The organism is Segatella intestinalis (assembly GCF_029348455.1).
Lineage (GTDB): Bacteria > Bacteroidota > Bacteroidia > Bacteroidales > Bacteroidaceae > Prevotella.
The window spans coordinates 52,102-75,792 of sequence record NZ_JARJVV010000008.1; the positions used below are offsets into that span (position 1 = coordinate 52,102).

17 protein-coding genes, 2 tRNA genes and 1 pseudogene are annotated in these 23,691 nt (G+C 43.2%); 10 read left to right on the forward strand and 10 right to left on the reverse strand.

All coding sequences use genetic code 11. The features are described 5' to 3' along the window. Positions 1 to 966: 966 nt before the first annotated feature. The 5 genes and pseudogenes from P3T48_RS06820 (at position 967) to P3T48_RS06840 (ending at position 8,691) form a co-directional block, all read left to right on the forward strand. Positions 967 to 3,345: a hypothetical protein gene (locus tag P3T48_RS06820; protein WP_276506137.1), complete on the forward strand. Its 2,379-nt coding sequence runs from the start codon at positions 967 to 969 to the stop codon at positions 3,343 to 3,345. A 23-nt stretch (positions 3,346 to 3,368) separates the two neighbouring features. Continuing rightward, the gene (locus P3T48_RS06825; protein ID WP_276506138.1) at positions 3,369 to 3,563 is read left to right on the forward strand and encodes a hypothetical protein; all 195 of its coding nucleotides are present in this window, start codon (positions 3,369 to 3,371) and stop codon (positions 3,561 to 3,563) included. A gap of 510 nt (positions 3,564 to 4,073) precedes the next feature. Next, a pseudogene (locus P3T48_RS06830) lies at positions 4,074 to 4,298 on the forward strand (AAA family ATPase); the annotation flags it as partial. Positions 4,299 to 4,394: 96 nt separating this feature from the next. After that, positions 4,395 to 6,377: a DUF262 domain-containing protein gene (locus P3T48_RS06835; RefSeq protein WP_276506139.1), complete on the forward strand. Its 1,983-nt coding sequence runs from the start codon at positions 4,395 to 4,397 to the stop codon at positions 6,375 to 6,377. A 16-nt stretch (positions 6,378 to 6,393) separates the two neighbouring features. After that, complete coding sequence (locus P3T48_RS06840) at positions 6,394 to 8,691, forward strand: GmrSD restriction endonuclease domain-containing protein (RefSeq protein WP_276506140.1); 2,298 nt, start codon at positions 6,394 to 6,396, stop codon at positions 8,689 to 8,691. Positions 8,692 to 9,576: 885 nt separating this feature from the next. Here P3T48_RS06840 and P3T48_RS06845 read toward each other — a convergent pair. Beyond that, positions 9,577 to 9,816, reverse strand: a complete 240-nt coding sequence (locus P3T48_RS06845) for a hypothetical protein (protein WP_276506141.1) — start codon at positions 9,814 to 9,816, stop codon at positions 9,577 to 9,579. 166 nt (positions 9,817 to 9,982) lie between these two features. Between P3T48_RS06845 and P3T48_RS06850 the strand changes: the two genes are divergently transcribed. The 4 genes from P3T48_RS06850 (at position 9,983) to P3T48_RS06865 (ending at position 14,249) form a co-directional block, all read left to right on the forward strand. Continuing rightward, on the forward strand, positions 9,983 to 11,017 hold the full coding sequence (locus tag P3T48_RS06850; RefSeq protein WP_276506142.1) for a Fic family protein: 1,035 nt from the start codon (positions 9,983 to 9,985) through the stop codon (positions 11,015 to 11,017). A gap of 30 nt (positions 11,018 to 11,047) precedes the next feature. Then, a complete protein-coding gene (locus tag P3T48_RS06855) occupies positions 11,048 to 11,833 on the forward strand; it encodes a hypothetical protein (protein WP_276506143.1) in 786 nt (261 codons plus the stop codon). A 250-nt stretch (positions 11,834 to 12,083) separates the two neighbouring features. Then, complete coding sequence (locus P3T48_RS06860) at positions 12,084 to 12,968, forward strand: radical SAM protein (RefSeq protein WP_276506144.1); 885 nt, start codon at positions 12,084 to 12,086, stop codon at positions 12,966 to 12,968. Between the two features lie 12 nt (positions 12,969 to 12,980). Then, the gene (locus tag P3T48_RS06865; RefSeq protein WP_276506145.1) at positions 12,981 to 14,249 is read left to right on the forward strand and encodes a radical SAM protein; all 1,269 of its coding nucleotides are present in this window, start codon (positions 12,981 to 12,983) and stop codon (positions 14,247 to 14,249) included. A 50-nt stretch (positions 14,250 to 14,299) separates the two neighbouring features. On the opposite strand, the gene P3T48_RS06870 is transcribed toward P3T48_RS06865, so the two are convergent. The 3 genes from P3T48_RS06870 to P3T48_RS06880 form a co-directional block, all read right to left on the reverse strand. Continuing rightward, positions 14,300 to 14,686 carry a hypothetical protein gene (locus tag P3T48_RS06870; protein WP_276506146.1) on the reverse strand — a complete coding sequence of 129 codons (387 nt, stop codon included), beginning with the start codon at positions 14,684 to 14,686 and terminating at the stop codon, positions 14,300 to 14,302. Positions 14,687 to 14,768: 82 nt separating this feature from the next. Beyond that, positions 14,769 to 14,853 (reverse strand) — tRNA-Ser (locus tag P3T48_RS06875). A 279-nt stretch (positions 14,854 to 15,132) separates the two neighbouring features. Next, positions 15,133 to 16,023 carry an FAD-dependent thymidylate synthase gene (locus P3T48_RS06880; protein WP_276506147.1) on the reverse strand — a complete coding sequence of 297 codons (891 nt, stop codon included), beginning with the start codon at positions 16,021 to 16,023 and terminating at the stop codon, positions 15,133 to 15,135. Between the two features lie 124 nt (positions 16,024 to 16,147). On the opposite strand from P3T48_RS06880, the gene tsaA reads away from it, so the two are divergent. Beyond that, the gene (tsaA, locus tag P3T48_RS06885; protein WP_276506148.1) at positions 16,148 to 16,828 is read left to right on the forward strand and encodes a tRNA (N6-threonylcarbamoyladenosine(37)-N6)-methyltransferase TrmO; all 681 of its coding nucleotides are present in this window, start codon (positions 16,148 to 16,150) and stop codon (positions 16,826 to 16,828) included. A gap of 9 nt (positions 16,829 to 16,837) precedes the next feature. On the opposite strand, the gene P3T48_RS06890 is transcribed toward tsaA, so the two are convergent. The 6 genes from P3T48_RS06890 to sppA all read right to left on the reverse strand — a co-directional run bounded on the left by P3T48_RS06890 (position 16,838) and on the right by sppA (position 23,482). Continuing rightward, on the reverse strand, positions 16,838 to 18,247 hold the full coding sequence (locus P3T48_RS06890) for a glycoside hydrolase family 28 protein (protein ID WP_276506149.1): 1,410 nt from the start codon (positions 18,245 to 18,247) through the stop codon (positions 16,838 to 16,840). A 117-nt stretch (positions 18,248 to 18,364) separates the two neighbouring features. Continuing rightward, a tRNA-Phe gene (locus P3T48_RS06895) sits at positions 18,365 to 18,437 on the reverse strand. Positions 18,438 to 18,559: 122 nt separating this feature from the next. Next, positions 18,560 to 19,669: a thiamine-phosphate kinase gene (gene thiL / locus P3T48_RS06900; protein ID WP_276506150.1), complete on the reverse strand. Its 1,110-nt coding sequence runs from the start codon at positions 19,667 to 19,669 to the stop codon at positions 18,560 to 18,562. Positions 19,670 to 19,708: 39 nt separating this feature from the next. Continuing rightward, the gene (locus P3T48_RS06905; RefSeq protein ID WP_276506151.1) at positions 19,709 to 20,518 is read right to left on the reverse strand and encodes a purine-nucleoside phosphorylase; all 810 of its coding nucleotides are present in this window, start codon (positions 20,516 to 20,518) and stop codon (positions 19,709 to 19,711) included. Continuing rightward, positions 20,403 to 21,578 carry a tetraacyldisaccharide 4'-kinase gene (gene lpxK, locus P3T48_RS06910; RefSeq protein ID WP_276506152.1) on the reverse strand — a complete coding sequence of 392 codons (1,176 nt, stop codon included), beginning with the start codon at positions 21,576 to 21,578 and terminating at the stop codon, positions 20,403 to 20,405. Before lpxK ends, P3T48_RS06905 begins: the two co-directional genes overlap by 116 nt. A 125-nt stretch (positions 21,579 to 21,703) precedes the next feature. Next, complete coding sequence (sppA, locus tag P3T48_RS06915) at positions 21,704 to 23,482, reverse strand: signal peptide peptidase SppA (protein ID WP_276506153.1); 1,779 nt, start codon at positions 23,480 to 23,482, stop codon at positions 21,704 to 21,706. Positions 23,483 to 23,691: the final 209 nt, after the last annotated feature.

Below are 23,691 nucleotides of genomic sequence, written 5' to 3' on the forward strand. Positions count from 1 at the left end.
ACTTCTTTTCGGCTGCAAAGATACAAAAAATATGTTAAATAGGAATGAATCCATTTTGTCTAAAATCAGATTTTTTACGTAATCGTTTACGTATGGCTTACTTTTGGCTTTGTTGAATTGCCTTTTTTCTTATTGTCATGCTTTCAGGTATTTATACGCCTATTTATTGGTTATTGAAGTTTAGCAAGTTCAGAAGTTACTCAAGTTTCGCAAGTGGTTTAAGTACGGGCTGAAGGGGCGAAACCTCAGTTTAATAGTTAGCATGTCCCGGTAAGTCACTGAGATGTCTCAATGACTTACTGGGAAATCTCTGTAAGTCATTGGCAGGCCCGAATAACTTATCGGGCTTGAGACCATTTTGTGAAGTTGTGAACGTCTATTATAATATATATATATATTCTTTTATATGTTTTTAAGGCATTACCCATACTGCTGTTTTCTTTCTTTATTTATTTCTTTCGCGTATGTGTGTGAAAGCAAGAAACGAGGGTTCACCCTTCACATCAGCGTCGGAAGTCCGATAAACAGAGGGGATTCAGGGCGTGAACCTTCCCTTCACAGGTATTCACAAAAACGTCACAAATGTCGTAAAACGGTGAACCCTTGGTGCAGCAAAAGTCCGAAATGTGAACGCTTTTTTATAGTTTTTTGCCAACAGAATGAACACTTTGAACGGTAGTTTGCAACCGCTATTCTGTTATAATATCGGCTCATCTTGAACCAATTATTGGCTAAAAAATATCATAAGTGTCCAATAAAAATTGGATACTAATATTAATAAATTGTAAATAATAATAGTGGCAGGGGGGAAATTTTTATCGTAAATATTTTTTTCGTATCTTTGCAGTTCTTTTCATATCAGGACGACAACATAGCTGTTCAGGATGACAACATAGATGTCACAATTGACACATTTGAATGAATAAGTATTTTTAGAAAAAAATCAACAATAGCGATTAATAAATTATGAAGAGTAAAAGTTATCTGCTTTCTTTTGCTAAAACAAAAGGAAGCTTTGCGGCTGCGTTAGCCGCAGTACTGATGGCTGCAAACGCTACTGTAGCCTCGGCACAAAATAAAGCGACGGAAGACAACGGAATAGAAGGAACGGTTATTGGAGGGGTTGACGACCTTCCTGGCATTGATCCTTCGCCAGATTATTGTGCAAATGGAACAAATGTAACCGACGGAAACAAGATTGTGTGTCTGTATAACGTCGGTGCGAAAAAGTTTCTGAGCATTGGTGGTTTATGGGGCACACAAGCCGCACTGAATGTTTCACCACATCCTATTTATATGTATTGGAATAGTATTTCAAAAACGTATTTTCTGGAAAGCATGGTGAAAGGTTCTTCAACTGGCACATATATGGGTATCATCTGGGATAAATTCTTTAAAAAAGATATGTTGTTTATGGACAGAAGAGGATCTAAAGTCACCTTTAAACAAGGCGAAGGCTATTCAAAAACGAGCAAGGTATATCTCGTCAATATCGCTGACCAAGGTTATCTCACGGCATGTCCTGATGACGAAAATAAAAACTGCAATTATCCAGGCGAAGCCACACCTGGAACCAAAGAATACGACAATCAGCTATGGAAGATAATAACAATGAATGAGTATTACGAACTCTTCAAAACAGCCCCTGCAAATATGAAATCGGTTGTCGATGCCTCTTTCCTTATTACTTGTCCTGATTTCAGGATAAATGATACAGATGCTGCAAAATGGATAATCGGAGGTGAAAATTTACCTAATGACGTAAATAGCCACGTATACTTTGGAGACAAAAAGATGCACAAGACGTATAACTTAATTAGCAACACCAAAGATGAGAGTTGGACAGGTAGAACTGAAGCCCATCAAGCCTACTACGGACAGTATTTCTACTGCTACACCAAAGGCTTGCGCGGCTTCAATATCTACCAGGACGTGAAGGTACACAAGGCAGGATGGTACCTGCTGCGATGCAACGGATTCAGCACAGCGAACAGCTCGGATAACATCACTACGAACGGCAAACCGCTTGCGAACCTGTTCATTAAGGTGCTTGATGCCAACAACAATCCGATTAAAGAGATATACTCAACAGCAACCCTCAACGGTATAAGTCAGGCTGATGCCGAGGCGCTTGGCAATACAGACGATGGAGCCGGTATCGGACGTGCCTTCTTCGAGGGAGAGTATGAAAACCAGGTGCAGATATGTCTCGACAAAGCCCCGAATGGGAACAAAATATCAAACGATAATCCCGTTACGCTCCGCATAGGCTTCTACGTAGACCCTACACCCGACGGAAAGCTGGCTGTAGCCGAGGACGAGCTGACCGCCGTAGACAACTTCAAGCTGTATTATGCCGGACCGCGACGCAACCCGGAGCTGATTCTCGACGAGGAATCTACCGACCTGCGCTATCTGACCGAGGCTAAAGACGAATACAAGAACAGCGTGCTGCATCTGAACCGCAAACTGAACGACAATATGTGGAACTCGCTCATACTGCCCGTAGACTTGACATGGGGACAGATGAAGCGCACGTTCGGAGATGCCGTGAAGGTGGCAAAGCTTGAGGCACTGACGGAAAACAGCGTACAGTTCGTGACCGTGGAGCCAGACAGCGACGAGCAAGTAATGGTAACAGCATTCGAGCCATATATCGTGTACCCACCATATACACAGGTGAAGTCGGCACCCTACACCGTAGAACACTTCTACACATCAGCAGGCGAGGACAACAGCGAATGGCTGGGTAAAGACTACAAGCCGTCTAAGGACGAAAACAACCGACTGACGAAGATCTTGAAAGCCGACCACTACGACATCACGATGGTGTCGCTCGACAGGGAGAAGCTGAATGAGAATGTAAACACCACCAATTGGGAGTCAAAAACACAGTTCGAAACCATCGACGGCAACTATGGCAAAATGATCTGCAAAGGCACCATGGCAAAGACATACGAGAATGGCAAGATTATCTCGGGCAGAGACGACCTCAACGGCGACTACTTCATGTATAAGGGAAAGCTGATACAGGTGCCGCACGGCAATAAGGCCAACGGCGAAAAGTATTCATACGGACTGAAGGCGTTCCGCTGCTGGTTTGAGCTGAAGGACAATGCGTCTGCTGGAGGAAAACCGAGCCAGGTATCGCTACTCATCGACGGAGTGGAAGACAGTACCACGGGCATCGACGACATACACGGCAGCACCGACTGCACATCCTATAAGCGCGGCATAGACGGCGTGTTCAATATGAACGGACAGATGGTGCGCCGCAGTTGCAGCCTGGAGGGATTGCCTAAGGGAATGTATGTAGTGAACGGAAAGAAGATAATTATCAGATAAGCCCAAAATAACAGTTACGCAAAATGAAGAAGAACTATATAACTCCAGAAATTAATGTGATACAGCTCGAGGCTCTCTGCAACGGAAACATCGTAACGGCGAGCGTATTAAGTACCAAGGGAGAATGTATCGGCAACTTTGGGGTAGTCAACGAGAAGGATACCAAGGACAAAGACTTGTGGGGAGAATCGAACAGCGATAAGTGGGGCGATGACTGACACCATCGTCTGCTATAGAAACAGATAATGAAAAGCGTTAAAGGGCTGGATTCCGGATTTGGAGTCCAGCCCTTTGTCTTTTTCACACTTCCTTCCAATCCACCATTCCTTTTCCCTTATCATCCAGCTCTATTGCAAGAGCAAAGCCTGAATCTCTTTTTGAGGGGCACGCCAGGATTATAATAAAAAAGTTAGTATAAAACAATTAGAACAAAGATAAATTCCTCGTGTTTAACACTAACTTTGCACCAAAATACCGAAATTGGAAGCCATTCACCTGCATGGCAAGTGCCGCCATAGTGAAGTCTTCGCCATTGACATTCTTGACAATTTGGGTGGCATGCATTGATAATGTCTATCGGCGTTGTATGAAGGAAAAACTGCCTTGTAAAAGTTAAAAATGTGACCATTGACTCATTTTCTTGCCTTGAAATTTGCGTGTATAAAGGAATAAGGCTAACTTTGTGGTCGTTAATAATGTGTATCTACACAAAATAAACGAATAGAAATATGGAAATCCGTAGAGATAAATATCTGGATCTACTTATCCACAGTTGTGGAAATGGGTTGATAAAAGTGATAACAGGAATGCGTAGATGCGGCCAGTCATACCTGTTGTTCACCCTTTTCAAGAACTACCTCATAAAACAAGGAGTGAAAGAAGACCATATCATAGGGGTAAATTTGGAGAACCGACTGAATAAAAGTTTGAGAGACCCAGACGCATTACTTCAATCAAAACTATAATTGTTATGTTAGTTTCAACAAAGAGACATACCATAAGAAAAATCATAATTCTACGTTAATATACTTAATAAAAACGACAAACTTATGACAGACAATTATATGGTAAGACGGGCAATCCCCGACTTGCTCGACAAGAAATACTACATACCTGAATACCAACGAGGCTACCGTTGGGAGAAAACGCAGGTACTGGATCTTTTGCAGGACTTGTATGCTTTCTTCATTGGTGACACTAAAGGACAATTCTATTGTCTTCAACCCATTGTGGTGAAGGAAAAACAGATGAACAATGAATTGTGGTATGAGGTGATAGATGGACAACAACGCTTGACAACTATTCGTATCATCATGCAGATATACGACCAATTGAACAGCAACATGTTTACCACCGTATCACATAAGTACACCATCATGTATGCCACACGTCCTGATATGGTGGATATTTTTGAGTCAATCAAAATTGTTCCTCCTACTGCATCATCACCTGCCACCATTGATGAAATTCCCAGCAAATGGAGTCACATGATAGATTCTGTATATATCTACGATGCTGCAAAGACCGTTCTCGAATGGTTTATGGAAGATTTGTCAAGAGTAGGTGTCTTCTCCCAATATTTCTACCAGACTGCTGATAGCGGAACAAAGTCCGTACAGGTCGTATGGTATGAAACAAATGAAGAAAAGGAGCCACATGATATATTCAACAGGATGAATTCGCTGAAAGTGGAACTGTCGTGTTCTGAGCTTATACGCTCATTGTTCCTCAGTAAGACCACCAAATTTGATTTGGGATCGCTGGATGGCTTCTCTGATTCTCTTAGAGAAGAAATTCAAAAAGAACGCTTTACAAACAAGCAGACAAGCATCAACGAGAAATGGGATGAACTGGAGCAACAGATGAAAGACAAAGATTTTCAGTCTTTTCTCACCAAACGGTCGGATACCGGACGAAATTCCATTGGTCTCCTTTTTGATTTGATTAGTGGAAAATATGCTTCCGACAAAGCTGCCAAGTGCGAATTCCTGCAATTGCGCAAGGACGATGAACTGTATACTTATCTTTATTTCAAGAAACTGATTGACAAGGACAATGATGCTTGGAATACATGGGAGCGCGTGCTTAGTGTTTTTGACAAGCTGCAATACTGGTATCATGACAGGGACTTGTATCATAGAATAGGTTTTCTTAATGCCATTGCATCACCTGGAACGGAAGACGATGTGATTTGCAGTCTTCTGAACTCAAAAATAAAGCGGAGAGTTTTGAAAGAACAGCATATGGTAAACCTTATCAAGGATGCCATGACGCTTCCTAAAGACAAAGGAACCAATCAGCCTATCGTGAGCTTGGAACAATTGCGCTATGACGTAAGTACGCATTATAAGTACATCAAAAAACTTTTGCTTCTTTATAATGTGGAAACCACAAGACTGCAGAAGGAAGGTAACTTCTTCTCGTTCGATAGGTTTAGATATAACTACAAAATGGTCAACGGAAAGGAAGAAAGAGCCGACAAGACCTGGACTTTGGAGCATATCCATGCACAGAACTCGGATTGTCTCCCGGAAAAGAAAAAGGATTCGTGGTACGAATGGATTGTCTGCAACAAGGATGCTCTGAAAAAGATGTCTTTAGGCAGTCCCGAGCTTACACAAGAGCAAAAGAATATCATTGAGGCATTGGAACGTGACGAGCCTATATGCCGTTCAAAAACATATGGATATGACAAGATTAAAGCCCTGTTTGACGATGTTGCCAGATTTTATGATTTGCTGGATGCTAAAGCCGACAAAGCGGTTGCCGTACACCAGTTGTCAAATATGACATTGTTGGATTTAGGGCAAAATGCAATGGTAGGTAAATCGCCGTTCGAAGTAAAGCGTCAGTTGATATGCAATGAAATATCCTCAAATAAGTATTATCCAATTTGCACCCAGAAGGTATTTTTGAAAATGTATGACCAAGAGGAACTACAGATACATTCTTGGGGGCAACGGGACAGAATTCTGTATTATGAGGATATTAAGAAAAAACTGGCTCCATATATAGTTGCCACGGCATTGTAATTCAAACATGATAATCATGGATAATCAAATAGGATATAAAACTACATTTTGGGAACTGGTCAGCAAACAGCCCATCAGCATACCGACCCTGCAACGTGACTACATCTATGGGGCAGGAACAGAGAAAACGGAAACGGTTCTTTCCAATATGTTATCAACATTCAAGACGGCCTTGGATAGTGTAACGCAAGATCCGAATGACAGGAAAGAAGAAACCCTGGATTTTGTCTATGGGAGTGATTCCATTGCGAAGGATTTCATGCCACTTGACGGTCAGCAACGCCTTACAACACTTTTCTTGCTTCATTATTACGCAGCACTTATCTCTCCTGACACAACAGAGGAGGATTTTGCTACCTTGGCTCGTTTCAGTTATGCAACGAGAAACTGTACCGTGGCTTTTTTCAAACAGATCCTTTTTGCCAAGCACAAGGACTTGGCGAATGAAATCAGTATGAATGGAACAGGAGAAAAGGTCATAAGCGAATATCTGGAAAACTTGGATGAGTTTAGAGGGTCTTTCTACGCTGATCCATCTATCATGTCTATGCTGGTCGTTCTGGATAGAATTCATGAAACATTTGGCCATCAGACAGATTTGTGGGACAAACTAACTTCATGTGATTGCCCCATCAATTTCTATATTCTTGATTTCGGGCGGTTTGATTTGTCTGATGATCTTTACAACAAGATGAACTCTCGGGGAAAGCCCCTGACTTCTTTTGAGATTGTCAAGGCGAAGATACATAAACTGATACGAAAGATTAACATCGATAAGGCGAATAAAATCGCCATCAAGTTTGATACTACGTGGATGCAATTTATATGGGAAGCTCTTGGTTACACGCAGGACTTGAAAGCCGTGGATCCCTCTTATATGAATATGCTACGCGCCATATTTGTTTGCTTTGATTATATCTCTGGGTATGACAAACCGAAATATAAGGATATTAGTGACGAGTGTTTATCTCACCATCTGTCTAGTGCTATCAGAGTAAGGTCGATGGAGATGGTTTTAGATACTTTGTCCGCTTGCCACCAGAATATCCCAGATGAGCTTAAACCCGATTTCAACGAAAGTTTGTCTTCTGCCATAAAGGGAGATATGCATGCTGGTGACTACATCCGTTTGTATTCTTATTTCCTCGGTCTGCACCTTAACCTTGACAAGGAGGAATTTGTTATACGCGAACGCCATCTGCGGAATCTTATCGCCAACAGTGCAGATCAGACCCGTGAAGAAAGATTGACGGATTTGTTGAACGACACTTCGCGTCTGATGCACGGGCAACTACTGAAGTTTAGTAAAGCGAAAGGGTTCAATTCACTTTCATGGAATGAGGAACAGCAAAAGGAAAGTTCAAGAGACGTATGGAGGAGTTTGTATCAATATGAGGATGTCTCCGAAATCAATGGAACACTGCAGGCTTTTACCACAGGATTGAATGACGATGGCAAATTGGACCTTAATAACAGTTCGTTTGTACAGAGCCTGAAAAATCGTTTGGGCAAAGCTAAACATTTCTTTGTGTCATCGGCAAATGAAAAGTTGAGAGAAGAACAGAAACGGTCTGCCCTTCTCTCTTTAGGCGATTATTCCATGTGCCGCTTGAACCATGAGGGATATCGCTACTATGGCGTTATCAACGGTTCCTGGCAAAATTTTACCGGCTATCATAAATTCGGAAGCCGTAACCGTATCATGGAAGTCTTTGACTTGATAGACACGTCGGTTCCGGTAAGCGCAATGGTAGGTTGCACAAAGTCCGTGTGTCCTGAGAACTGGCGCTATTATGCCGTGAAATACGCTGGTGAAATTACTGTAGCCTACCGTTCTACGGACTATGGTTATCTCTATTTTCAAAGAGCTGAAGAACAAAATTCTTTTGACCCAAATGCCTCTTCCCTGGATGTATGCATTCTACAAAGTGGATATTTCTCAGCTACAAATGTGGCTTGGAAGATGTTGAACCGATTGGTGGAATTGCTCTCACAGGAAAAGTATTACATATATCTAGACAATCATGGAGGGAGTCCTATCATACTTTCACGTATCTCCAATGATGTGAGACTGGATATAGAAATCGACGGTTGGCATCTGTACGGCGTTTCTTCGGATGTTTTGCAAGATTTAGGTATCGCACATACTATTGTTGGTACACCATCAGGTGAAGGTGACAACGATATAAATCAGCAAGCCAATACAGTCAACTGTCTATGCTACCACAATAATGGTTCGGACTATGTAGAAGAAGCTATTGCTCTGTTGCAGAAGCTTTCTATTAAATATCCTGATATGTTGGTCGTCAAATAATTTTGTTCGATTCAACCGAGATTATTTTGGATACGCAGATTAGCGCAATCCATACAAAGAGAGAGATTGGAAGGCTATTTTTAGTCCATCCAACCCTTTCTCTTTATAGCCTAATTGTCAATTCAAGTCTGCAGACCTATAAGAATGGAAAATATGGTGTTGCCAACTGGGAAAATCCGCTGACCTGGTATAATAAAAAAGCTAAACACAAAAAGGGGACTACTTAAAAGCACAAAAAAAGTCCTGCAAATCTTTCGACTTACAGGACTCTGTGCGGAGAGAGAGGGATTTTATACCACTCTACCAGCTTCCGTGACTCGTTGATATTCAAGTGCCGTCTTTAAGCATTTTCGCTTATTTAGCACGAAAAATGGCGCAGGACTGGCGCAAGACAAAACGTCTTAAAACACTGTGTATGAATGACTTTTGTTACACAATTTAGCTATTTTAAGAAATCTATCGACTCTATTTTCTACTCCACCCCTCAAATCTTTGAGGAGATTATGGCATTACGACACTCGCTTCTTACTTTTAAACAAGTCGGTTGCCATTGTTTTCTGTTTATCATCTCATTGCCTTTGTATTATGTTTATGAATAGCCCTTATGAAAGGGGGATAATACTACACCATGACCACTATCTTACCATTATTATTCAAATGCCTATAAGTCAAATATGACTCTGAAAGTTGTATCTTTATGTAGCATCATTGATTTTCAAGATGTTACATAACTTTTATAGGCATTGAAATATGTAGCCTACTTGTAGCGTCTTGTAGCACGATGTAGCGTTATATCCTATTATTGGTACAAATTTAGTATAAAACAATTAGAATAAAGATAAATTCCTCGTGTTTAACACTAACTTTGCACCAAAAGATTTTATGTTAGAGGCTACAAACAAAGTCCTTTACCTTTGCTTGGTATTCTTCCTTGGTCATACCTCCAGTCTCTATCATTGAGTCAAGTACATCGCCAAGCTCATCAAAAGCAATATCATGATGATATTCTTTTGTTGTTCCATCCTTCTCTCCATAGATACGGTAGTAGTCAGAACCTTCATCCAAAGCAATATATACCTTAACTTGAAATTGGAAGCCATTCACCTGCATGACAAGTGCCGCCATAGTGAAGTTTTAGTAGTTTGGTTTTATCTTTTCCATTTCGTCTATTCTCCAAGATGTTTTTGCCAAATCGGCTCAAAAGCCCGTTAAATATACATAAAATCGGCTCAAATAAACCCAATTATTGACAAAAAATGAGTAAATTTGAGCCGATTAATAAATAAAGAATATGACAATAAATATAGAAATATTACAGTTTTTACATTATCATCCCTTGGCAAATAGGACAGAGATTATGGCGGGACTTACGAAAGCTCCCAGTGATAGTACAATGAAAAGGTTACTTTCTGCCGCTGTTAAGGAGGGAAATATTGAGACGGCTGGACGTGGTCCTGCTACGAAGTACAAACTTACTCCACAGGCTCACGTAACAATGCCTTTGGATTTAGCTACTTATTTTGATAAAGATATTGATGAACGCGAAGTTCAAGAATCTTTCAACTTTGATTTGATTCGTGATGTTCTGCCTAAGGTGGAGATTTTCACAAAAGAAGAACTTGAAGTGTTGAATGATGCACAAATGGAGTTTGAAAAAAATACTGAAGGTATGACAGAATTGGAATATCGTAAGGAAATGGAACGTCTTGGAGTTGATTTGTCTTGGAAATCCTCACAAATAGAAGGCAATACCTATTCTCTTTTAGAAACTGAGCGATTGTTAAAAGATAAGCAGACGGCTTCCGGGAAGACAAAAGAAGAAGCTATCATGTTGCTTAACCACAAGGATGCACTTGATTTTGTGCTTGACATACCAGATTATTTGAAAGAACTGTCTGTGCACCGAATAGAGGATATTCATTCTATCCTGACAAAGGAGTTGGAAGTTGAAAGAAATATCCGTCATCGTCGTGTTGGTATCACGGGAACCAATTATCGCCCTCTTGATAATGAATTCCAGATTCGTGAGGCTTTGGAAGATACTTGTACATTGGTGAATGGAAAAGATAATGTTTTTGAGAAAGCACTCTTGACATTGGTGCTATTATCGTATATTCAAGCCTTTGTGGATGGGAACAAGCGGACTGCAAGAATCACAAGCAATGCTGTCTTAATAGCAAATGGCTATTGCCCGATTTCTTTTCGAACCGTTGACTCCATCGACTATAAGAAGGCTATGCTCATGTTTTATGAACAGAATAACATCGCTGCTTTCAAGAAAATCTTTATCGAGCAGTTCTTGTTTGCTGTGAAGACGTATTTTTAAAGGAAATAGGTATTTATAAAAAATAGCGATATGAAATTGTTGGAAATATTAAAAAAAATGTTGTCTTGTGCTACAACAGAGACTTCGGAGTCAACTGAGGTTGGGAAATCAACAGCGTTGCCTTTGGTAGATAGCAACAAGGAATCTAAGGATTATGCAGACTTGGATGATATACGTTTAATTGTTGGCGATAAAACTTTGGCATTGGTATATAATGTTTGCTTGGGCGGTCTCCATAATGTGCTTTCTTATGATCCATGTTCACACGATACTCAAGATTGCTTTTCAGAAATAAATGCCATTATAGAAAAGAATCTTGAAGAAGCCTATGAAAGTATTGTTGTCAAGACAGGAGAAAATCAGTATTTACTTAATATTGGAGTAAACTTACTGTTGGGGCCCGGTAGTCTATCTCAACAACTATGTGATGATGTTATAAATGTTTTTTATCCCATCATAAAACGTTTTATTGATGAAAATGTTGTAAACAACAAAGTGGGTGTTTATTCTGTTTTCACGGGTGATGGAACTTCTGTTGGTTTACTTAGCCTGGTCAACCTTTTGGAAAAAGATGGCTACATTTGTTGTGGGGTAGGAACTTCTTACGATAATCACTCATCTCCTTTAAAACGAGCAAAAGGTTGGCATGGTTTTACATATATAGCCTTGGAAGAACTAATAAAAGGCACAGAAAAGTTACCTATGATTAAAATACTTTCTTTGTTACATGATAGGTTGATTGAGAAAATGCAACAAGCTAACGGGCAGAATGACGACAATTCACGAGAGAATACAGAAGATGATAGCATGTGGTGAAGGCAAAGGTCCTCGTAGTGGTCATGAATCATATGAAATGGAACTTGTGAAACCTATATTGGAAAGAGAGGTTAAGCAAGGGAAATATATAAAAGAGAAGCGTGCAAGATGAGACTGTCATAAATCATGGGGCGTATATACCTTTGGGAACAATTGATAAACCTGTTTCCGTTGAAAATTTAGGAAGATTGCATTTTGCATCGAAAAATGCAAAAAAGGATTTTATTGAACAGTATTTAAAGATGCAATAATGGAAAGGACGATTTTTGGACATACAATATGGTTAAAATCTATTGGATGTAATGTTGTTGGTAGAGCTGGACAACCTATATCCCCATCAGTAAACCTTTTTGTAAAAGTTACAAAGGGTTGCAATGCTCATTGTCCTTTTTGTAGTAATGCGGGATGCCAAAATTCCACATCTCCATTTGACGTTGATAAACTGATTCGCATCATACATGAGTTAAAAGACAATGGGATTATTGTTAACCGGGTTAATATTACAGGAGGAGAACCATCTTTGGTGTTACCATTGGTGGTGCGTATCCTCAGTGCTATAAAAAAAGAACGTTTTGATGATGTACACCTACATCTCAATACAAATGGAGCTACGGATCAAGCGCAAGACTTGATGCAACATCCACGTTGGGATAGTATATCTATGTCTTTGCATCATTATGATACTGAGCGCTTATCTGAATTATATAGATGCAAACTATCAACACAATTATTTCAGTTTAAAGGCGTGAATAAGCAGATAGTAAATTTTAGCTGCAATCTTGTGAAGGGTTATATTGATAACAAAGAAGAAGTTCAAAAGATGCTTAATCTGACTTTGGATTTGGGTATTCATCGTATCGGTTTTGTAGCTCTTATGCCTGTTAACGACTTTTGCAAAGAACATTTTGTGGATATTAATGATATTCCTTTCTCAGAATTACCACATGTCTATTTCACTGGTGCTAAGGATCGGGGAGTAAATTGTAAATGTAGTAATTATCTTTATAATCGAGACTTGAAGATATTAGAAATTTATATGCGCAATTATGCCAATCCGCGATATTGTGAGTCTTCCCTTGTTTTTGATGGAGAATACCTTCGTCAAGGTTTTTATAGTGATAACATCATTTATTAATTTATTGATAGGATGGAAGTTCTTAGTGACATTTTCGAAAAGAGGAAGAATGATTCTCGTTGGAATACCTCTTATCCTCTCTCTCCTGATGATTGGAAAGTATATCGTGTATCAGGAGAGTTGTCTTTTTCTGGAGAAAAAGAAATGTCTTTCTATATCCACATTCCATTTTGTAAGGGCTTATGTTCTTTTTGTGAATACACAAGGATGCTTTGTCCAAGTGAGGAGCTGCAGGAACAGTATATAGCCACATTAAAACATGACATTTGGAAATTTATTAAAAAATACCCATCAATCAAACTTTGTGGATTTGATGTTGGTGGGGGAACACCAACAGCCTTGAATGACAAGCCGTTTGAACTGCTTATGGGCTTATGCAAAGAGGTTAGGGCTGCTTTAAATATATCAGAAAGTTTTATGCCAAGCATAGAGACTACATTTGATACTTTATCGGTTTCCAAAATCGAAACATTGAGATCCGCAGGTTTCAGAAGGGTATCACTTGGAGTTCAGTCCACTATGGAAAATGTCTTGTTATGCAATCATCGTAAGTCTATAAAAGTAGATATGATGAAAAGTACAATATCTATGTTGCATAGCAAAGGTATTAGCATCGTAAACTTAGATATGATGTATGGATTGAAAGGGCAAACGGTTGAAAGTCTTCGCCAAGATGTGTTTGTCTTAAAATGTTTGCAACCAGAGCAAGTAACCCTTTATGAACTACGTACCAATATGATAAGAGAAGAAGACCATATGACTAAGGATGAACTATATAATTCTTATTCTTTTCTATATAATTCTTTACGTGATTTGGGGTATTATGCTCGTTTTGGACAAAACACATTCTCAAAAAGGGCAAATGACATAGGCGTGAGTTCTTATTTAAGAGAAAGAATGATGAATGCTGGTGCCTATAAAGGATTTGGCATCTCTGCTCAGAGTATGAGTCGAAATGGTGTATCCTATAATATCGGCAAACTTAAAAAGTCATTCAATGATTTGTTTGCAATGAAATCTTATGATGAAGAATATGTTTATCAACTTCCACCCAAAGAACTTGCGTCAAAATATATAGCCATTAGTGCTTATAATGGTTCTTTCTCATTGGAGAAACTTAGTGAATTATTGGGATGTGATGCTACCACTTATTATTCAGTCCCATTGGATTTTTGTGTTTCACGTGGTTATATTGAGATTTCAAATGAAAGAGTTATTGTTACCCCATTAGGTTTTAAGTATTATGGAGCATTGTTTTCCTTGTTTTATGCTTCATGGTAATTTGGTAAATGTTTTTATCCCGAAAATAATATTTCGGGATAAAAGTTATTTTATACCATCACGCTTATCATTCTTCTGAAGTCATAGATATGGAATTTTACTCTCCCATTTTTGAGATGGAAGGTATGGAGATAATTTCTCATTTGGGCCTTTGTGCGTTGGATAGGGCAATCATCGTCCATATAGCACTCTTGATGAGCAAGTAAATAATTATAGGCAGGAACTCCAAAATAGTCCTCGATTGTGTCAAGATGCCAATGACATATATGACCATCTTCTTGATATCCGAATAGCTCTTTAGCCTTGTATAGCCAATCCTCTATCGGTCTTCCGGTCTCTTTATCTTTGCCTGATTTGTGATAGTAATACTTGAGGCTATAAAGAATTGAAGAATAGTCTTTCAAGTCGAAGTCTTGGTATAATTCATGTTCTTCCATGTTATTAATATTTTAGTTCAAAAATGTATTATACGAAAAAACCGCAAACTTCTGATATTCAGTTGCTTGCGGATTTTAAAAGCGGAGAGAGAGGGATTCGAACCCCCGGTACCTCTCGGTACGACGGTTTTCAAGACCGTTGTAATCGACCACTCTACCATCTCTCCTTGCAAGATGACCAGCTTGGTTTTCTTTAGCGGTTGCAAAGGTACGACTATTTTTTCTTTCTGCCAAATATTTATGAAACTTTTTTTGATTTTTCTTTAAAAAAGTGGTTTTACGCATGCTTGTAGGGCTGTTTATACAAAAACGGGGCTACCGCCGTAGCCCCCAACCTTGATAACCTTAAATCTAATACTATGAAAAACACACTGCAAAGATAAGTATTTCTTTGATACATGATGTCAGATATTCCGAAAATCTTATCTTTTTGGCAGTTGTTTTGTTTATTTTTCATCTAAATATCCCTTTTCCTGAAACTCCTGCATGAGAGGATAGGCCAAAAGTTTGGCATCAGGGTGGGGGGCTCCCGTGGTGCCAAGAGCACGAAGATCGAAGAAATGACGCCAGTCGCTGATGAAAGCTGTATGCACGAGTTCGGTGTTGCAGTCGAGTGGCAGGATGGCTCGTGCCTCCTGTGGTTTGCAACCGGCATTGATCATATTCATATATGAATACTCTGCGGCGAGGTTGGCAAAGAGCCAATACTGCAGTTTGCTCCATTGCTGTGATTTGCCTTCGGCTACTTCCTGACAGAGTGAAGAGAATGTTTCGGGCGATATTTCAGCAGTTGCGTCATCGAAGTCGGCTTGATTGGAAACCCACTCTGGCAGGTTGATGGTTATCTCGTTGCCAAACTTGTTCTTGGTGTAGTTGCAGTAGCGTGTGCTCTGCTCGGCCATGGAGTTGGCACGATGGCGATTGTATTCGCGGGTGATGGAAATCTGGGTGGTGAAATGCACGGTGATGCGCAGCTCATGTCTGCCAGCCACGTAGTCGCTGAGATACTTCAGGTCGGAGAGTGACTTGTTCTCGGCAAGAACGCGCATGTTGGTTGTGATGTAATCCTTGCCCTCGACGGTATGGCAACGGGAGAACTTGTTGGTGAGATAAAGTGGCAGCTCGCCATGATTGCACACGAGATAGACGGTGCCATGTTCGAGCATGGCGAAGTGCTCGCTCTGAATCATTCGCTCGACGAAAGGCCTGGCAGAATCGTCTGTTGTATGGTCTTCACTCTTGTAGCATACTCTTCCGGCACGCTCTATCTGCTTATAGATGCCGGCTTCTCCTGCGATTTGTTCCCAAATCTCATATTGCGGTTTCTGGATTTTCATTTCTTGATGGATTTGATTGTTTTGCATGCAAAGGTACATTAAAAAGCATGGAATACCAAATTTTTTCTTTTTAATTCTTTTCCAAATGGATTTAATTGTGTAATTTTGGCGCAAATTAGAAAATATGGAAATAAAACCAATAGCACATTTTCGCTCACCTTTCAAGAGTAAGTTTGGTGTTCCCAAGCAGGCTGGACTGGTGGCAGAGTTGGAGGGAGAGATCGTCTTTGAGCCCGAATACCGCAACGCAGATGCGCTTCGTGGCATAGAGGGTTTTGACTATCTGTGGCTGATATGGGAGTTTTCTGCCAACAGGCATGCTGCCAAGAGTCCGGTGGTTCGTCCTCCGGTATTGGGCGGCAACGAGAAGGTGGGTGTCTTTGCCACCCGCAGTCCATTTCGTCCCAACAATATCGGATTGTCTTCTGTGCGTCTGTCGCATGTGGAGTGGGAGAGTAGCCGCGGTCCTGTAATTCATGTGAAGGGTGCCGACCTGATGGACGGTACTCCTATTTATGACATCAAGCCCTATGTGGTGTATGCCGACTGTCATCCTGAGGCCCGCAGTGGCTTTGTGGATGAACGCAAGTGGAATAAGTTGCAGGTAGAAATATCTGATACAGTAAAAAACTTTCTGCTGTCTCAGGGAATGACGGAAGAAAAGATTGGAATTTTGAAAGAGGTGCTGGCGCAAGACCCTCGCCCGCATTATCAAAAAGACCCTCATAAGGTATATGGAATGCCTTATGAGGGTATGGATATTCACTTTACGGTATGCAATCAGATACTAACCGTAGTGAAGTAGTCGTTTGCTTTACTTGGCGAAGGTACTGAAGTTGACATTCTCTACCTGAATCTTGCAAGCCTTGTCGATGTCCTGAGCCTGCTTATTGTAGAAGATGTTGCAGTCTTTGATGGTGATGTCGTGGATCATACCTTCCTGTCCATGTGCCACGATTCCGTTTTTACAACCTCTTACATAAACGTTGCTGATATGGATGTCCTGGAAGTTGGGAACGAACTCAGCTTTCTGGACAGCCTCCTTAGGCTGCTTGGCACCTACGTGGTTGTCCCAGTAAGTGGTCTCGAAAGTGATGGCATCGCCTGTGATGTCGGTCATATAGATATGGTCTATGAAGATGTTCTCTGTCTTTCCGCCTCGCTTGACAGCACTCTTGAAACGAAGTCCGGCATCAGTGCCCTGGAAGGTGTTGTTGCGTACCAGGATATTCTTCATGCCACCAGAGAACTCGCTACCAATGACGAAACCGCCATGAGCGTGATATACGGTGTTGTCCTGAATGTTGATATTCTCGCAAGGACCTGCCTTGACACCGCTTTCGCCAGCTCCTCCCTTCATGCAGATACCGTCGTCGCCCGCATCAATGACGTTGTTGACAATGAGTACATCCTTACAGCTTGAGATGTCGATGGCGTCGCCGTTCTGGGCATTCCAAGGACATTTCACGGTGATGCCGTCGATGACGACATTCTGGCAACGGGTAGGGATGATGTGGAAACGAGGAGAGTTGAGCAGGGTGACACCCTGTACGAGAACGTTCTGACAGTCGGTGAAGCGGATCATGTGGTTGCGGTATTTCTCCTGCTCCTCCATCGTGGAAGCCACATTGGGCTGGTGTTTCAGATTGAAAGGATACCAGAGGTCGCCCTTGGCAGAGACACTACCTCCCATTTCCAGGAACTGTTTCCACTCCACGTCGCTAACCTTGCTGCGTTTTACAGCTCGCCACCATTCTCCGTTTCCGTCGATGGTGCCTTCACCTGTGATAGATATGTTCTTGCGCTTGCTGGCTGTGATGGCTGTTGCGGCTCTCAGCTCCTTGGCACCTGTAGTCTTGTCGACCTTGATCAGGTCATTCTTATCCTCGGAGAACACGATGATGGCGTTCTTCTCGAGGTGCAGGTCGATGTTGTCCTTGAGTGATATGAGTCCTGTAAGATAGATTCCTGCAGGTACATTCAGATGACCGCCGCCCTGTTTGTTGAGCTGGCTGATGGCTTTGGCGAAAGCTTCTGTGTTGAGAGTCAGTCCGTCGCCCTTTCCACCACAGTCGAGGATGCTCAACTGATTATCCGGTATGGTGGGCAGGGTGGGTTGTGGCATCTGTACAGGCAGGTTTTGGTAATACTTGGCATAATCGTTGTTGGCTTGTACGGCTGTAACAGCGAGAAGTGCCAGTAAAGAGATGATGATTTTCTTCATAATCTTTAAAATGTTTAGTTGTTTGAATATAGTTTGTTTTGTTTGTTTCCTGATTCTTCATTATAAAAAGAAAGGCGGCTCTAACCGAAGTCAGAAACCGCCAAATGAAAGGAGGAGTGGTACCACCAGGAATCGAACCGGGGACACAAGGATTTTCAGTCCTTTGCTCTACCAACTGAGCTATGGCACCATCGTTTTATTTTGCGGTTGCAAAGGTACAATATTTTCTTTGATTGAGCAAGAGAAAAGAAGATATTTTCTCTTGCTTAATGTTTATTAACTAAAGAATAATCCTTAAAGATGTCGTCAGACTCAGTCTTTCAGCGGGTTCCACCCCTGGGCTTTGAGTTCGAACTCCTGTCCATCTCGCGTGATGAGCATTCTGCCGAGGGATTCCTGTGTGATGTAGCCAATCTGCTTGATGCCTTCCATCTCTTCGATTTTGGCATGGTCGCCGATAGGTACGGTGAAGAGCAATTCGTAGTCCTCACCTCCATTCATGGCGCAGGTGGTGAGGTTCATGTTGAATTCCTCTGCCATGACTGCCGTCTGGTAGTCGATAGGGATGTTCTTCTCGTAGATGCGGCAACCGCAATGACTCTGCTGACAGATGTGCATCAACTCGCTGCTCAGTCCGTCGCTCACGTCCATCATGGCAGTAGGCCGTATGCCTGCCTCGCGCAACAGGGCTATGATGTCACCTCTTGCCTCTGGCTGCAGCTGGCGTTGCAGCAGATATTCCTTGCCAGAGAAGTCGGGCTGGAAGTTACGCATGCCTGCCAACTCCTGGTTGAGTGCAGCCAACTTCTGAGTCTCGCCGGCAGCCTTGGCTTGTGCCATCTTCTTGCGGATGTCTTCCACCTGTCCATAATATACGGCTTTCTCACGTTCCAGAAGCTGTAGACCCATATAGGCTCCGCCCAAATCACCCGACACACAGATGATGTCGGTGTCTTTGGCTCCATGTCGGTAGACAATGTCTTCTTTTGCAGCCTCGCCAATGCAGGTGATGCTGATAGCAAGTCCTGTAAGCGATGAGGTTGTGTCGCCTCCGACAATATCTACGCCAAACTTATCGCATGCCATGCGCAAGCCTTTGTAGAATTCGTCCATGTCCTCTACCGAGAAACGCTTGCTCAGGGCGATGCTTACTGTCATTTGCTGTGGTGTACCGTTCATGGCGAAGATGTCGCTGATGTTGACCATGGCACTCTTGTATCCCAAGTGCTGCAGGTCGATGTAGGTTAGGTCGAAGTGTACTCCCTCCATCAGCATGTCGGTCGTGACGAGAACTTCCTTGTCGGGATAGTGCATCACGGCGCAATCGTCTCCTACGCCATAAACAGTAGAAGCATTTTTGTTTTCGTGTCCTTTTGTGAGATGGTCGATAAGACCAAACTCACCCAATTTTGCAATGTCCAATTTGTTATAAGAATTTGAATTTAGCAAGTTCTGAAGTTGTTAAGACCGGCGAATCATCTCGCGCATGATCTCTGTCATCTTAGGCTGTGCGGCGTTGGCAGCTTTCTGAACCTCCTCGTGGCTGACTTCTACCGGTACGTCGAAGCCTCCCAGGTCGGTGATGATGCTGATGCCGAATACCTTGATGCCACTATGGCGAGCCACGATGACCTCGGGTACGGTACTCATGCCTACTGCGTCGCCTCCCAACAGTCGGTACATGCGATACTCGGCAGGAGTCTCGAAGGTAGGACCCTGTACGCCTACGTATACTCCGTGCTTCAGGTCGATGCCCTTCTCCTGGGCTATGCTGTCAGCCAAGTCGCGCAGACTCTTGTCGTAAGCCTCGTGCATGTCGGGGAATCGAGGACCTGTGGGGAAGTTCTTGCCACGAAGCGGATGCTCGGGGAAGAAGTTGATATGGTCGTCGATCACCATCAGGTCGCCTATCTGGAAGGTTTCGTTCATGCCACCAGAGGCGTTGCTGACGAAGAGGGTCTCGATGCCCAGCTCGTACATCACACGCTCGGGGAATGTCACTTCTTTCATGTTGTAGCCCTCATAGAAGTGGAAACGTCCCTCCATCGCCATGATGTCCTTGCCGCCCAGCTTGCCGAAGATCAGTTTGCCGGCATGGCCTTCTACGGTTGAGACAGGGAAGTTGGGTATCTCACTATATGGAAAAGCGTAGCTGTCAGTTATTTCTGAAGCTAATTGTCCGAGTCCCGTTCCCAGAATGATGGCGGTCTTTGGACTTGTGGTCATCCTTTCTTTTAGCCAGGATGCTGTTTCTTGAATTTTTTCGTACATAGCTTATGATTTTTTCGTTAAAGTTTTCTTCTTGATCGAGCATGAAGCTTACCTTGATGGGCAGCGCATAGATGCTTTGTCTTACGGGTTCACTCAGTCCTTCGGCTTCCTTCAGTCGCACGGCATCCTTCTCTGTCGTGATGATGATGCGTGGCTCGGGCATCGACTCGAAGGTGTCGTTGATGAGTTCGATGTCGCGTGGCTTGAACTGATGATGGTCGCCAAACGACAGGCTTCTGATGTCGCCTACATGGGGCTTGAGGTCGTGCTCCATCTGTTTGGGCGATGCGATGCCTGTGAGGAGCATGACGTGCTGCTGCTTCAGCTCATGGAGTGGGAGTGTCTTGTCGCAGAAGAGGCCCTTGGCATCGTCGTAGTCGATACACGTGAAGTAGAGCTTCTGGAAAGGATAGAGGCTCATGGCTTTAGTGAGCACACGGAACTCCATGGGACGAAGGTCTTTAGGACACTTGGTCACGATGACGATGTCGGCACGGTTCTTTCCGCTTAATGGCTCGCGTAGTCTTCCTGCCGGCAGCATCTTGTCGTAGATGATGAGTCGATGGTAGTCCACCAAGAGGATGTTGATGCCCGGTTTCACATATCTGTGCTGGAAGGCATCGTCGAGCAATACCACGTCCACATCCTTTGTCTCTTCGTCAGACTGCAGTCGCTCTATTCCTCTGACTCGCTTGGCGTCTACTGCCACATAGATGTCGGGGAACTTCTGGTGCATCTGGAAAGGCTCGTCGCCTATCTCGGGCATCGTGGTTTCCTCGGTTGCCAATACATAACCGCTGCTTTTGCGCTTGTATCCACGTGAGAGTACGGCAATCTTCATCTTGTCGTGCAACAAGCGGATGAGGTATTCCACATGCGGAGTCTTACCCGACCCGCCTACCGTGATGTTGCCTACGGATATGACGGGCAGGCTGAAAGTCTTGCTTCGCTTGATGCCTACATCGAAGAGCCAGTTGCGAAGGCGGACTGCCATACCGTATAGCCAGCTCAGCGGGGTGAGCCATTCGTTTATCTTGATAAGATCTCCTTCTGTTCTCATTTTTATTATTTTCACCTTATTATATATAGGTACATCTTGTCACAATAGATGACTGCACTTGGTCATAATAGATAACCGCGCCTGGTCACAATAGATGCCTAAACCTTATTATATATGGGCGGTTGTTATCTGATGTTGAGTACGTAGGGCAGCGAAGCCTGTACGGGCTCGTGCTCGTTGATGTGGCGCAACCACATGAATGGTGTGTACATGTCGCCCAAGGTGAGGCGCAACTGCTCGTCGAGATAGTTGCCGCTTCCTGTTTCTACATTGTTGAGCAACTGATCCATCCAGCTGGCTGGCAATGGATATTCATCGGTGTGATAATCCTTGACTTTAGCCAACTGGGCAGCCTTGGCTACAGCATCGTCCAGTCCGCCCAAGCCGTCGACCAGCTTGATGTTCTTGGCATCCGAACCGAGCCAAACTCGTCCTTGCGCTATCTTCTCCACCTCGTCGACAGACATCTTTCTGCCGTCAGCCACACGTTTGCGGAAAAGCGTGTAGCCACGGTTGACGTATGCCTGCAGGTAGCTCAGCTCTTCGGGAGTGAATGGACGGGCCATCAAAGCTCCCTGATAGCCGCTGTTGCGGTTGGTCTTCACCTCGTCGAACTTGACTCCCAGCTTCTGAGTGATGAGTCCGCTCATGTCGGGGAAGGCTCCGAAGATGCCGATGCTTCCAGTCAGAGTGGTAGGCTGAGCCATGATGTAGCGTGCGCCCATGCTCATATAGTATGCTCCCGATGCAGCCATTCCGCCCATCGAAACCACCACGGGTTTCTTCTTGTTGAGCTGGCTCACAGCTCTCCATATCTGTTCGGAGGCATAGGCGTCGCCGCCTCCCGAATTGATTCTGATAACTACAGCCTTTACGTCCTCGTCTTTGGCAAGGTCGTTCAGGTCGGCAATCACGTTGCTGCTCACAATCTGCTGTTCGCCACCCCACAGACTTGTTGTAGCCTGGCTGGTAATGCCTCCCTGGCAGTAGTAGACGGCGATGGTGCTTCCGTCGTATTTGTCCTCTACGGCAGCATTCACCTCGCTCATGCTTGCCTGTCGGATGCGTTTGGTGTCCTTGATGCCAAGCTGCTTCTTCACGATGTTCTTTATCTCGTCGTAATAGCAGAAACCGTCCACCATCTTGTGCGTCTTCAGCAGTTTGCTGTCTTCGAAGGCCACGAAGCCGTCGGCATAATGGTTGAGCGAGTCTTTGTTGATACCACGGCTCTTGGACACGTCGGTAAGCATCTGCTGCCACAATCCGTTGATGTAGCGCGAAACCTGCTCGCGGTTGGCATCGCTCATCTTGTCTTCAGTATATTGTTCGGTGAAACTCTTGAATTTTCCCACCTTCACTACCGTGTACTTGACGCCAAACTTGGCGTAGAGGTCTTTCAGGAACATGGGCTGAGAAGCCAGTCCGTGCCAGTCGACCGATCCTTCAGGATTGATGTACAGTTTGTTGGCCACAGAGGCGAGGTAATAGCATCCTTGCGTCATGGCGTCGCCATAGGCGATGATCCACTTGCCGCTCTTCTTGAAATCCTCGAGTGCCTTGCGTATTTCCTGTAAGGTGGCATAGTCGGTGATGAGTGCGCCAGGTTCTAAGTAGATGCCTTTTATCTTGTCCTCGTTCTTAGCCTTCTTGATGGCAGAGAGAATCTCGTTCAGCCCTAACTGATTGAAAGAGTTGCCCGTGATTTGTCCCATCACGTCCTCCTGTCCCTGCTCGTTGATGGTGCCTTGCAGCTTCATGACCATGACAGAATTGTCACGCAACGAAGGTTTGTCGCCACTCATCAGCATGCCTATCAGGCTGATGAAGGTAAAGATGCCCATGATAATACCAAAGGCGAAAATGCCCACAACGGTGGCTGCCACGCTCTTGAAAAACTGTTTCATAATGCGCTGAATTTATGTTGATTGTTTGTTTATTGTGCAAATTTAGCAAAAAAGCTACAATTACCAAACTTATTTGTGCTAAAAAGCAATAATTTAGACGAAATAACATCTTGTATTCGGATAAAATGCTTATCTTTGCAAAAGATTGCCGCATCTCAGCAATATGAAAGCAAACATTCCTTTGCTCCCGCAGAAACCTATGATGAGAA